At 34.4% G+C, this 13,770-nt stretch carries 8 protein-coding genes; 7 read left to right on the top strand and 1 reads right to left on the bottom strand.

The window, feature by feature from the left end; all coding sequences use genetic code 11:
• The first annotated feature begins 174 nt into the window (after positions 1-174).
• The 3 genes from F6K15_RS35485 (at position 175) to F6K15_RS35475 (ending at position 6,826) form a co-directional block, all read left to right on the top strand.
• A complete protein-coding gene (locus F6K15_RS35485; protein ID WP_293070458.1) occupies positions 175-1,905 on the top strand; it encodes a glycosyltransferase 61 family protein in 1,731 nt (576 codons plus the stop codon).
• Positions 1,906-3,656: 1,751 nt separating this feature from the next.
• Complete coding sequence (locus F6K15_RS35480; RefSeq protein WP_293070456.1) at positions 3,657-6,155, top strand: tetratricopeptide repeat-containing sulfotransferase family protein; 2,499 nt, start codon at positions 3,657-3,659, stop codon at positions 6,153-6,155.
• 422 nt (positions 6,156-6,577) lie between these two features.
• Positions 6,578-6,826: a hypothetical protein gene (locus tag F6K15_RS35475; protein ID WP_293070454.1), complete on the top strand. Its 249-nt coding sequence runs from the start codon at positions 6,578-6,580 to the stop codon at positions 6,824-6,826.
• A 919-nt stretch (positions 6,827-7,745) separates the two neighbouring features.
• Here the strand turns inward: F6K15_RS35475 and F6K15_RS35470 are convergent.
• Positions 7,746-10,052 (bottom strand): TOMM precursor leader peptide-binding protein, encoded by a 2,307-nt coding sequence (locus tag F6K15_RS35470; RefSeq protein WP_293070452.1) that lies wholly within the window; start codon positions 10,050-10,052, stop codon positions 7,746-7,748.
• Between the two features lie 73 nt (positions 10,053-10,125).
• Here F6K15_RS35470 and F6K15_RS35465 point away from each other — a divergent pair, with 73 nt between their 5' ends.
• The 4 genes from F6K15_RS35465 to F6K15_RS35450 all read left to right on the top strand — a co-directional run.
• On the top strand, positions 10,126-10,446 hold the full coding sequence (locus F6K15_RS35465; RefSeq protein ID WP_293070450.1) for a hypothetical protein: 321 nt from the start codon (positions 10,126-10,128) through the stop codon (positions 10,444-10,446).
• Positions 10,447-10,866: 420 nt separating this feature from the next.
• Positions 10,867-11,904 (top strand): hypothetical protein, encoded by a 1,038-nt coding sequence (locus F6K15_RS35460; RefSeq protein WP_293070448.1) that lies wholly within the window; start codon positions 10,867-10,869, stop codon positions 11,902-11,904.
• Positions 11,905-12,347: 443 nt separating this feature from the next.
• On the top strand, positions 12,348-13,412 hold the full coding sequence (locus F6K15_RS35455) for a hypothetical protein (RefSeq protein WP_293070446.1): 1,065 nt from the start codon (positions 12,348-12,350) through the stop codon (positions 13,410-13,412).
• Between the two features lie 90 nt (positions 13,413-13,502).
• A partial coding sequence (locus tag F6K15_RS35450; protein ID WP_293070444.1) for a hypothetical protein occupies positions 13,503-13,770 on the top strand: 268 nt, incomplete at its 3' end.

Here is a 13,770-nt window from a genome sequence, read left to right as displayed (position 1 = left end):
AAATATTGAACAAGTCAGGACTGAAGCTCGGAAAAAGTCAAAAGTGGATGGGAACTCACACCCCAACTAATTGTAAATATCTGATAGAAGGCGGGATATTCAAGCAAAAATCAAAAGATAATTGCTGGTTTTTCATTAGTCATTAACTATTTGTTTTTAGGAGTTACTGAAAATATGTCGGATGTAAATAATCAAAAAATATCCGTATTTAATTTAAAGCAAAAAGCTGAAATATATTTATCTCAAGGAAAGTTAGATGAAGCTTATGCTACTTGTTCCAAAGCTTTAGAAATTTTGCCTAATTCAGGAGAAATTTATGTAACTTTGGGTAATATATTGCAAAAAATGGGGAAATTAACATCATCTAAAGAGTATTACGAAATAGCAATTAAGTATAATCCAAATCTAGCGGAAGCTTATGCAAATTTGGGTAGTATATTTGCCATACAACAAGAATGGGAACTAGCTATAAAATATTACGATAGAGCTATTTCTATTAAACCTAAAATTTCTGGCTTTTATCGAAATTTAGCTAAAATATGGCATCATTTAGGTAAGCATCAGTTGGCAATAGAATGTAGCTATCAAGCATTGAGTTTAGAACCCGAATCAGCCACAGTAAAAGAATACTTGGAGTTTGGTAAAAATCTATTAAAAATAGGGAAGTTGGAACAAGCGACTACTTGTTTAATAACAGCTCTACAAATTCAACCTGATTATGTAAATGCTTATCATCAAATAGCTAAAATTCTCGAACAAAAAAATGATATTGATGCAGCGTTAAAGTGTAGATTTTCTAAAAGATTACCAAAAAATTTGCTAAAAAATTTTTGCCAATTAACAGAAAATTGGGAAGTTACTTCTAATTCTACAAGCACAATAGATCGAATTAATATATATCTCTCTAGGCAAATAAATTTATTGCCATCTCAAACTATAAATAGACATATTCATCGTGCTTTTTCAGCTAGTCTAGTCAATTCAGAAGAAGCATTTGTCGCAATTTTACTAAATGGACGAGCTTGGGGAGATAATTTGAATAGCGCGATAATTACTTCAGATAATAAGTTAGTGTCAGATATTTCTTCTGGAGTTCCTGAGTTAATTATATCTTCATCACGATTACCTTTTGCAGTTCCTATAGATGGAACAATTGCTTTTTTATCCGTTAAATGGGGTCAAACAAATTATTTTCATTGGATGTTTGATGTAGTAATTAGGATTCATTTGTTATGTCAGAGTAATTTAAGTATAGATAAGTTTGTTTTCAGTCGCTGCGATTTACCTTTTCAACAAGAAACTATTCAATTATTGGGAATTTCCCAAAATCAAATTATAGAAAGCCGTTTTATTCCTCACATAAAAGCTGAAAAATTGTTAGTTCCTTCTTTATCTTCCCCTCAAGGCAAAAATTTTAGATTTCCACGATTTGGATGTGAGTTTTTACGAAGTTTATTTTTGCCAACAGGAACAAAAAAAATATCATTGAATAACAAAAAAATGATATACATTAGCAGGGGAAAAACTTCATCGCGACGAATAGTTAATGAAGCAGAAGTAGTTATTTGTTTAGAGAAGCTGGGTTTTAAAACTATTACCTTAGAATTAATGTCAGTAGCACAACAAGCATCATTATTAGCTAATAGTAAAGTTATAGTAGCGCCTCATGGTGCTGGTTTAACTAACCTTGTATTTTGTGCTCCAGGAACTAAAGTTATAGAAATTTTTCACCGAGAATATGTAATTAATTATTATTGGTTACTTAGTAATGTATGTGGTTTGGAACACTACCATTTAATAGGTGATGAATTTGAGGGAGACTTTTCTGGTAAACCAGCACAAAAAGATATTCTCGTTAATTTGCAGAAACTATTAGACCTAATGAAGCTTGCAAAAATTATTTAACTTTCTGAAATAGCAAATGCTAATTAGGGTTTGCGCTCAAAAGTCTTATGAGTGAGGGTAGGAGTCAGGAGTCAGGAGTCAGGATAAATGGGAATTATAGAGGAGGTAGTTGGATGTTTTGTCCCTTTATTTTTCTGCTCAACTCTTGCCCAAAATGCTCACTTTTTGTAGCTCTGAGGCACTTAAAATTAGTTACTTTTTTCGACCAGAAAAAGACTAAAGCCTTTATCTCTCAATGCTTTGATATTTAATCAGCAAAGCCTAATTAGGGTTTGCGCTCAAAAGTCTTATGGGTAAGGGTAGGAGACAGGAGACAGGAGACAGGAGACAGGAGAAATGGGAATTATAGAGAAGGTAGTCGGAAAAATTGTCCCTCAATTTTTTGGCTATAATTATCCCAAAATACTAGCTTTTTGCAGCTCTTTCCACCGAAAAGCTGATACTTTTTTCAACCTAAAAACGCTAAAGTCTTTATCTGTCAATACTTTTAGAATTAATCAGCAAGCCCTAATTAAAAATTCTCAAATATATTAATAAATCTACGAGTGAACTAAAAATAAATAGTTTCCTTTTCCCTTTTTATAATTTTATCTTCCTTGCTGCTTGTTACCGAAAAATTCTGGTCTAATACCATTTTGAAAAAATAATTTTACGAATAATAAGCACCATAAAAAGACTTTCAAATAAAGTATATTTGACAAAAAATGTAATTTACAACATCAAAAATGGTATTTAATCTATCCATTCTGCATTCTAAATTCTAAATTCTAAATTCTAAATTAGAATAAACACCCTAAGTATTTGTAGCAAACATTTATCAATTTGGTCTAAAGCCTCCCCTTTTAAGGGGATACAAAAAGAGAATATTTCTGATGTCAAGGCTCCTTATTGCAGAGGTACTGATAATTCAATACGGCTCAGTTAAGGATTTTTTTTTGCAGTTTTGTTATCGAAAAATGTAAGCATTTCCGTTCGTCATGCTGCGCAAACAGCTGTTAGCTATTAGCTAGCCTCCTATGGTGGGAACTGCGCAATTCAGCTATTAATTTTGGGGAAGTTCATCAATTGATAATGGATAATGAATAATGGATAATTACCTCTGGTTAAAACCGCTACGGAATTGAATATAAGGAAATCTGATTTCTTCACAGGAGTCGATTGGATATGGTTAGGAAACCCATCCACTCCATCCTACGGAATGCTTCGCAAACGACCGCTTTTTTCTCCTTAAAAGGAGAGGCAATAAAGCCGAATGGATTAATTATCAATTATCAATTGTTAATTATCCATTGTAAAAATAATTGAGAAATTGAGACAGAATAAAAGTTACTGTTAAAGTCCCCTTGCAAAACCTGAGAAGTAATGAATAATTACTAATTGCTAATAGCTGACTGCTAATAGCTGTTTGCGCAGCAGTCCGCAGGAAATGCTTACTGAAAAACTCATCTAGTATTTCTATAACTTATGAGTTTTGGTCTTATCCTAACTGTATTGACTGATAACTGTTAACGCAGTTCCTCCGGAGGAGGCTAACTGATAACTGAAATAACCTGTTCCTTACGGGTGCATCTCAATGCATGAAGAAAGCCAAAAAATTATCGCTTTTAGGCAACAGCTCATCTGGCAATAGGCAACAGAAAATATATAGGAAAAAAGTATTTTTGCAAATATGAGATGCACCCTTCCTTACTTTTGCAAGAAGTATAATGATATAATTATTAATGAGGGGAGCAGGAGTAAAAATTAAGTTAATGGAAAACCCAGAGGCAGCAGCATTAAAATTTAACGAAGAAGCAAAACATTATCTAACTCAAGGAAATTTTGAAAAAGCTTATGCGACTTGCTTAAAAGCTTTAGAATTAGTTCCAGATTTTGCACCAGCTAGCAATACCATAGGGCAAATTATGGAAAAAATAGATGCCTTAGATTCAGCTATTGATTGGTATAAAAAAGCTCTCGAAAAACAACCAAATCTAGCGGAAGCTCATGCAAATTTAGGTAAAATTTATGTCAAACAAAAACAGTTGCATAAGGCTATTAATTGCTACGAAATAGCAACAAAACTACAACCAAATTTTGCCGATGCTTATCGTGCCTTAGCACAAATATGGCATCAAATAGATAAGTCAGAATTAGCTACCTATTGTTGGTATAAAGCACTGAATTTAAAACCAGAATGGGGAACAGATTTAGAATATCTGAAGCTGGCAAAAACTCTATTAAAATATGAGCGAAATAAAGAAGCGATCGCCTGTTACGAACAAGCACTTAAATTAAATCCAAATCTATCTCAAGCACATCATAATTTAGGAGAAATTTATAGTGGCGAAGGAAATTGGCAAGAAGCTATATTAAATTACCAAAAAGCTATTCAACTTAATCCAAAATTTTCCTGGTCTCATCACAGTTTGGGCAAAGCTTTCGCCAATATTCAGGAGTGGGAAAAAGCAATTTCCTCTTATGAACAAGCAGTTCAACTAAACCCTGAAGCTGCTGTTACTTATCATTGTCTTGGAGATGCTTTAGTCAATCAAAAAAATTTAGATTCAGCAATTACTGCTTATCAAAAAGCCATAGAATTACAGCCTGAAATTTGGGTGCTTCATCATAAATTAGCAAATATTTTTCAAGAAAAAGAGGAATTAGATAAAGCCATCCGTGCTTACCATCAAGCTATTCAATTAAATCCAGATTTTCTCTGGTCTTACTACAGTTTAGGAGAAACTTTCATCAAATTACAAAGGTGGAATGAAGCAGTAACAGCTTTTCTTTATGCCTTTAAAATTAATCAAGATTTGTCAAACATCCATGAAAAATTAGGATATGCTCTCGAACAACAATCTCAATCAAATTTATCAGAAACTATTCACTATTATTCTCAGATTATTCAAAATCCCCACCAACAAAAATCTAGCACCATTAAAGAATTATCAATTCAGCCAGAAGCACCAGAATTTTACTTAAAATTAGGAAACTTACTAGGACAGAAAAATTTATTTAATGCAGCAATAATAATTTATAGCCTCGGTTTGCAAGTCCAGCAAAATAATCCAGAAATTACTAACAAACTGACTCAACTAGAAAACAAAAAAAATCAACTAGACCAGGAACTTACTAACTGCCAAAACACCGTCAACAAAAATCCCAAAAATTTCCGTCATCACTATCAACTAGGCAACATATTCTTCAAACTTCAGAGATTCGACAAAGCCATAACAACTTACATAAATGCCATTCAACTAAAACCCGAATATCCCTGGTTTTTCTTCTATTCAAACTTATTAAACTTTATTATTAAACAAGGAAAACTCCAGCAAATATTAGAATTATTTCAAAAAACTACCCAAGAAAACCAAGACAGTATTTGGTCTTACATTAACCTCGGAGAAATTCTCACAGCAACAGGAAACCTAGATGCAGCAATCAAAAATTATCAAACCGCCTCCTACAACAAAACCCGTCAACTTAATCCCTCCTTTGTTAAACAACATTGGAACTTAAAAAATGCCAGAGGTCCTAACTTTATTATTATTGGCGCTCAAAAAAGTGGTACAACTTCACTAGAAAATTACATAGCTCAAAACCCCCATGTTATACCAGCAATAAAAAAAGAAACACATTTTTGGTATCGAGACTTCAACAAAGGAATTAATTGGTATCTTGCCCATTTTCCTCCAATTCCGAAATCAGAAAATTTCCTCACCGGAGAAGCAACCCCTAACTATCTAGAAAACCATCAAACTGCCGAGCGAATATATAATGTATTTCCAGAAGTAAAACTATTAGTAATATTGAGAAACCCTATAGATAGAACCTTCTCTCAATACCATCATTGGATTAGACTAAATTGGGAAGACCGCTCCTTTGAAACAGCCATAAATTCCGAGTTAGAAATACTCAGAAAAAATCCCGAAAAACCAGAGGGAGACAAAAATTATTGGCAGCAACCAGGTAACTATATAGGGCGTGGTATTTATATAGAATTTATCAATAAATGGTTAGCAGTATTTCCCAGAGAACAACTACTGATTTTAAAAGGAGAAAAACTTTATGAAAAACCTGTAGAAACAATGAAACAAGTTTTTGAATTTTTAGGGTTGCCAGAACATCAACTGTCAGAATATAGAAAGTTAAACCCTGGTTCTTATTCACCAATAAGTAATCAGATGCGCCAGAGGTTGAGTGAATATTTTCAACCTCATAATCAGAGGTTAGAGAAATATTTAGAAATGCAGTTTGACTGGGAATAAAATTTAACTTGCTTTAGTTTTGTACAATAATTAGGGTTTGCGTATGGAAAGTCTTTTTGCTGGGGTAGGAAACAGGAGACAACCCACCCCTGACCCCTCCCTGGAGGGGGAGACAGGAGACAGAAGACAGGAGATAACCCACCCCTCGCCCCTCCCCCTCCCAGGAGGGGAGAAATGGGAATGAGCCAGGAGGTAGGAGTAAGAATTGTCTCTCAATTTTTCTGCCATAATCATCCCAAAATACTAGCTTTATGCAGTTCTTGCCACCGAAAAGCTGGTACTTTTTTCAACTCTAAAGGGAGCGAACTTTTGTATTTAGTAAAACAATTAATAAAGCTTTGATCGTAAACTAAAAGCAATAGCTGATAGATGATGGCTGACAGCTAAATGCTTACCGTAAATTTTAAGAGAAGGAGTAGCTCATGCCAAGAGATAGAATTTTAAAAGGTAAAGATGCAAAAATGCTCGAAAAGCCTCTAAAAAAAGATATTAAATGGACTCCCAAAAAATTAACTCTTGCCGGAATAGGTTTATTAATTCCTTATACTGCAATTGTCGTCTATGTAATATCTTATGGAGTACCTTTAGGTTTAGTGATTGTGATGATAGTAATCCCTGTAGTATTTTTCGGTGGTTTTTCTCTACTATATTATTTAACAAAAAATCTATGAAATGGCTTTTTTGCATGAATAGGGGATAGAACAGAGTTCAGTTCGCCTCCCCTGTTCAGTTAACAGTTATCAGTTATCAGTTATCAGTGACTATCCCCTGAAGTTAGTAGGTTAAAATCAGGAATATTTTAATTTTTATCCCCTGAAAAAGGGAGACTTGTTACCTCTTTTTCTTAGTCATTAACTCCACTAAAACTTAATGAAATAACTTATACCAATGCCCAAAAGTAATGCTATACTTGGGCAGCACTTCAGTTATTAAGTAATTAAAACAAGTTAAATCACTTTTTTTGCTAATTAGCAGCTCATTTAATATTAATATTAATTGTTCTTATGTTTACTTCTCCCCCACTCCCCTACTCCCCCTCCTGGGAGGGGGAGGGGCGAGGGGTGGGTTCCCTACTCAAGAAAACGTAGAAAAGTTTTTGATAAATGCTATTATATGGTAAGCATTCAGCAGTCAGCTATTAGCTATCAGCTATTGACTTTCGGAGGAGGTAAAAGCAATTGATAAATTTGGATAAAATTAAAACTTCCTGTAAAATTATGCTTCTTTAAGCTTATAAGAAATTATTCATTATTTGCTGATAGCTGACTGCTAAGAGCTGTTTTCGCAGCATTCCGCAGGAAATGTTTACCTTATATGATGTCCGTTGAATTAGGGCTTGATGATTAAATCTAAAAGCATTTACAGGTAAAGGTTTTAGCTTTTTTACCGCGAAAAAGAGTGCAAATTTTTAAGCTTGAGCGACCAAAAAGTTAGGATAAAAGGCAGAATAATTGTAAGCATTTCCTACGGAATGCTTACGAATAATTGCAGCAAAATCAAGAGATAAAATATCCGACTACCTCCTCTAAATTCCTCCTGACTCCTAACTCCTAACTTCTAATTCTTGACATAAATATTACTAAAAATTATTTACATCCACATGGGAAAAGGATTTAATTCTTCTTCCGTTAAAGACTCTTTCAAGCATCCCATTTTCACCGGAACATCATACAGTCTTCCTAACCCTAATCTCTTCCACATATGACGCATTCCTGGAACAATTACCTTAGCTACCCTCAACCCAACATCACTACGAGTCTGGTCTAATACTAATAATTCCATGTCATTTTTCTCGACGATTTCCTGACACAATTTAACATCTTCTAATAGATCGTCACTAGCTAATTGAAAATAATCACTACTTTTTTTGGAAATAACTTCATTATTAGGAACCAAATAAGGTTGATTTATTAAAGTTGCAGTTTGCCACCATTTAAGTGCTAATACATCAGCAGAAGGGGGGTAATTCGTTGTACCATCCTCTTGAAAAAATAGTACATTAGGTAATATTTGATTTGCCTCAGTTAACGCCCGACTAATAGCAATTTCTGGGTCAAAATGCGCCCCATATCCCAATACAATATCTTCTACCTCTCTATCTTTTCTGGAACTAATAGCAGCAAAACAAGGAATATTCAAATCGCTCGTAATATCTAACACCCATAAATCCCGATTTAGACTTTGATAATATTGTTTTAACTGCTGAAAATAAGGTTGTTCAAAACTGCCTAAATCTACTTGAGGTTTTGACAACCGATTATACCACCATAAAGCTACACAATCTCTTTCTACTAACTCCATAAACCCTTGTAAAATTGCTTCCTCTATCGTATTTCCCGCCGCACAACCATTAGAATCAGACCAACAATCTAATAAATCAGAAGAATCAGATTCAGGATAACCATAGTAACAGTAAGAAGTGGGTAAATATTTAAACTCTTGAGCAGTCAAAGACCATACCGGAGTCCAATCAATTACTCTCGTTTCATCAAAAGGTTCTGGTACTTTTTGAAACCACCCTTTACACTCAAAATTCCACTCTTTTCGATTTTGGTATTGTTCCTCGCTAAAAATCATGCACTGATTTGGATGAATAGCTTTTTCTCCCAATTTTTCATAACTCCCTTGCTCCCTAATTTCATCTCCTTGAAACACCCCAGAATAACGTTCGATCGCCTCACAAAAACCACTTGCTCTTGCTTGACTATCGGTTCTTCCTTTCCCCGCACTTCTGCCACCCATATTTTGCCGTAAACTATCTAAATTGTCGAAAACATTACGAAAATGATGTTTAGCAACATAAGTATGAAGTAATCCTTGACTGGGAATTTTAGCTAATTCTCGCACAACACCTGTAATCGGACTAATATGATGTTGATACTTTCTCAAAGTTTCTTCAGGAGAACAAAAACGATGTCCGCCATCAGCAGTAAAGGCTTTTTTTCTATGCCCTAAAACTACAGGTAAAGGTTGTTTATTAAATACATTTCCGCAGCTAGGACATTGAGGACGTTTAACTAAAATATGGTTTTGAGTTTGTAGAGTTAGATGGTCATAAGTAATCAGATTTCCTACTAATCTAGGATTGCCTTTTTGGATAATCCACTTAAAAATTTCTGTTGCAGCTATATTTAAAGTTGTTTGAATTGTTGCCCGAGAAAAACCAAGGGGAGAAGTTAAAAGTTTTGCTCCTTCCTTTTTTCTATCAATAAACTCTTCAATCGGTCGATTATCTCGCCAACGTTGGGCAAAACAATCCCAACATCCTGTTTGATTAGGTTGGAATAAAGGTCCGATCCAAGCAATAGTTCCTAATGGTTTGATTAACATCCAAGGAGTTTGAGAGGCTAAAGCTTGTTGATTAAATTCAGCTAAATCAGGATGGAGATAATCATCAGTCAAAATAATCGTTAAATCTCCTGATTCAGCCACTTGAATATGAAAAGAATTTAACAGAGAAATCAAATCTTCATCTGTGACTGAACCTAATGTTTTAACAGTAACTTTAGTAGATTGTAATTGATTATAAGCTTGAGACAGAGGAATCTGTAGATGATGGCAAATAATAGCTAAATTAGACGGTAATAAATCATTCTTTTCTAATAGATACCCTTGTTTATGTAATTGAAACAGAGCTTGTTGGATTTGAATACTAAAATTCAGAATCTCTTGGAAAAAATTAGGATTGTCTTGTGTTAATTCTTGGTCTTGTAGAATTTCTAATTGTAGAATATCGATAATTTCATCAACATTTCGCTGACCATCAATTAACTGAACTAAACGATAATAAAGTGGGTCTTGTAAACAAACAGATTCTCTTTCAGATATGAAAAATACCGTATCCGGTTCCAGGGTTTCAACTAAGTAAGCGGGATTAAAACTAGGTTGATTGAGCATATTTATCAAAATTTTCTGGCCAAAATAATTTTATTCTATAAGGGGAAGATTTATAGAACCCCTAACCGTATCTTTGCACGCGGTATGTACTTTTGGCTGTGCTTCTCAGTCTGAGCGAGCCAGTGGAAATTCAGGAACTAGAATAGCAGAAAAAGCGGATGCGACCCCGCGACGGTTAGTCGCACTTGGTAGCGCACCAAGTAGGTTGAAATTTGCTCCCTACTCCCCTACTCCCCCTACTCCCCCAGGGTCTATTGATTGTTACGCGAGCGAAAAATTGATGGGGGGATGGGAACCCACCCCTAGCCCCTCCCAGGAGGGGAATTTGGGGGGATGGGGAGATGGGAGATGGAGATATTTGTATATTTGCACAATTAAATGTACTTCATATTAATATTCTCCCCAGGCAATGAATTAGCCCTGCCTTACTCCCCTACTCCTCCTCTATTTTTAAATAGATCCCAAATGGGTTCTATATGGCGGTTGGACGAAGAATACAAAAATTTACATTGGGAAGTCAAAAATTGTGGTAAAATTTTTATTATTATATTATTTTCGCTGTCAATGTTATATTGCGGTTGACCCATCTGAACCTGATGTTTCTCAGATAATTGAATACATTGGTATCGCTGAAATGACTGGTCTTTTTTGATGATTAAATAACAATTTGAGGAGGTATTAAACAATTAATAATTAATAATTAATAATTAATAATTACCTCTCCCTAAAAGGAAGAGGATTGAATAAAAGGAAGATTTTTTCTTGTTTCTCCTTTAAAGGAGAGGCTTTAAACCTTAATTATTCGGTAAGATTTATGGTGCCTTTCGATTTAGATAGTACTAATAATCAAAAATTATCTGGAGATGAAGTTCTATCCCCAAATTTATCTCAGGGGGATAAATTTCAATACCAAATTCTTTTAGTGGAAGAAGATGATAACTCTCATCTCGGAATCAAAACAACAGTATATACGGGAACTAAAAAATATTTAAAAGAAAAGTTGCCAGGAATAGGAAATGAAAAAATAGACAATTTTCCCCATGAGGGATTAGATATGAAGGCAGTGATGAAGTTTAAGAAAAAGAGCTTAGATGATAAGATGTTTATCAATCAATATCATGCTTTGCGTCGGCTTCTGGCAGCCAGAAAATTATCTCAATTGATTGCTGAGACATGGCTTAGGGACGATCAAATAGAAGCAACTATTGATGAAAATAAATCATTAGTAGACCCAACAATTAGTAGCAATCAAGAGGCTGAAATAAAAGAAGAGAAAATATTAGCATTAAAGATTATTAGGAAACTATTTCTGAGTGCTAATAGACCGCCAGATCGTACTAAGTCTGAATCTTCAGCAACTAAATCTGACAGTCAAATGATTATCAAGAAAAATCAAGAAAGTTGGCGAAATATCTGTTTGAATCTGTTGTTTTGTGGACAAGCTTATTACAAAAAAGGCGATCGATATATAGAAGTATTAAAGAGTCCCATTATTTCCACTTATGAAGCGTCTTGTTTCTTCAGTTTTCAGGTAGTTTGGAACAGCTTTGTAGGGACTGTGGAAGAAATTAAGCAGGTAGGAAAGAATCAACCCCCTTTCTACAGAGTGTTTATTCCTTATCCTCAACGTCCTAATGTAACAGAAAAGGCAGATTGTGATGAGGATGGACTATTTCAACCCATACTAACTGCCGATACTATCAAAAATTGGGCCTATTCCCAGGATATAGTACGGAAACCAAAATCTACAGAATTTCCGTTTGCCAAGAAAAAGTGGAACTCGAAAGACGGTATCCATATAGAATATGTTTCGCCACCCTATCCTTATTTACCAATGAGTTGTGCTAGCTAAATTAAGCCTTAAAAAAATTAGCCATAAGTAAGCAAAGTGGTAAACTTCACTCGATCGCCTGACGATAATTTTGTCACTATCAATGTTATGTTAGGATTGACACTTCTGAAGCTTATCTGACTCAGATAATTCAGTTTATTGGCTCTGACAATTTAATATTTGGCTCAGATTATCCATGTCTGGATCATTAGTCAGATATTGTTAAAAATGTTGTACAGCTTAAGGAAAAGTTATTTCAGGAGATAAGTGAAAAAGATTGTTTGGGATAATCCCAGATGTTTTTATAACTTACAGTAAGAAAGTCAAATTGACTCTGTTTTTAGCTCTGCACAGAAATTAAATGATGGAGATTGAACTCAAACATCATTTTGTACTTGTGCAATGTTTAGTTTTCAACTAATTTTTTTATGATTTGACAACAATTTTAGGAGGAAGTAAAACTTATGATCCCTGTTTCTTTAGTTAATCATCAACAATTCTTCGGCCATTCATCCAAATCTTCAGACCCTCGACAATATGCGCTATATCAGATACTTATAGTTACAGAAGAAGAAATCAAAGAAGCTAATTCTACATCTCCCAATCTAGGGTTAAAAACAAGAGTATTTACAGGTACACAAGAAGAATTAAAAAAAGAGATAAAAGAAGCTTATAAAGTAAATGGTTTAGGTGAATTAGATAAACAAATAGAGGACTTGCCTAATGATGGATTAAACATGGATGATGTAATGCCTTTACCAAGCCAAATAGAGATCCAGAATACAAGCCAAACAGATATCCAAAATATCAGCCAAATAAAGATCAAGATCGATAATAAAAGTGAGTATGAGAGGGATATGTCACTTTTTATAAATCAGTACTCTACTGTGCGAAGACTTCTTCAGGGTAGAAAACTCTCTCAATTGATTGCCTCAACATGGTTAGAAGATGACAATCAGCAAGAAGATTCTATAATAACAAAAGGATGCAAAGATCATGTTAAAAAACTTTTGCTTCGTGGCAATCGAGGGCCAGATGAGCCTAAAGCCCAAGACTTCGATCGCAAGGACTACAGAGACCAGATGATTATAGCGCCAGACCAAGCAAATTGGCAAAACATTAGTTTGAATCTCTTGTTTTGTGGACAAGCTTATTTTTTTAAAGGAAAAAAATTTGAAAGATTATGTGAGCCTCTTTTATCTACTTATGAAGCGTCTCAGTTGTATGCTTTCGAGGTAGTTTGGAACAACTTTGCAGCCATTCTGGAAGAGAAATCACAATCAGGTATAGTAAATCCTCGGGGTCCTTACTACACAGTATCACTTCCTTATCCACCATGCCCCAATATAGTTAATGATAGTGAAGTGGGACTTACTGAAAATATGATCGAAAAATGGGTAACTGCACAAGATGTAGGACCTGATGAAGAATTACCATTCGTTAATCAAGAGTGGTCTGTAGAAAAAGGAATCAACATCAAATTTGTTACTCCTCCTTATCCTTATTTACCACAGAGTAGTTGTTGTTAAATTAAGCCTCAATGAAAAAATAAGCCATAGTGAGCAAAGTGCTAAACTTCATTCTGTCAGCTTATCTTATGGCTTACTAATTAAGAGCTTATGAAAACTAACTATCATATCATCAAAAAAATCTATGAAAGTCCTAACTCCTTAGTCTATCGAGCTACTTTAAAGGAAAATAATAACCCGATTATTCTCAAAATCCTCAAAGAAAACTACCCAACTCCTTCAGAACTGATTCGCTACAAACAAGAATATGAAATTACTCGTTCTTTAAATGTAGATAGTATTATAAAAGCTTACGATCTACAAAGATATGAAAATAGTTTAGCCATACTCTTAGAAGACTTCGGTGGTCAATCTTTAA

Source organism: Okeania sp. SIO2B3 (genome assembly GCF_010672525.1).
Classification (GTDB): Bacteria; Cyanobacteriota; Cyanobacteriia; order Cyanobacteriales; family Microcoleaceae; genus Okeania.
Note: the sequence above shows the minus strand (reverse complement) of the source record. Positions and strands in the feature narration are given on the sequence as shown.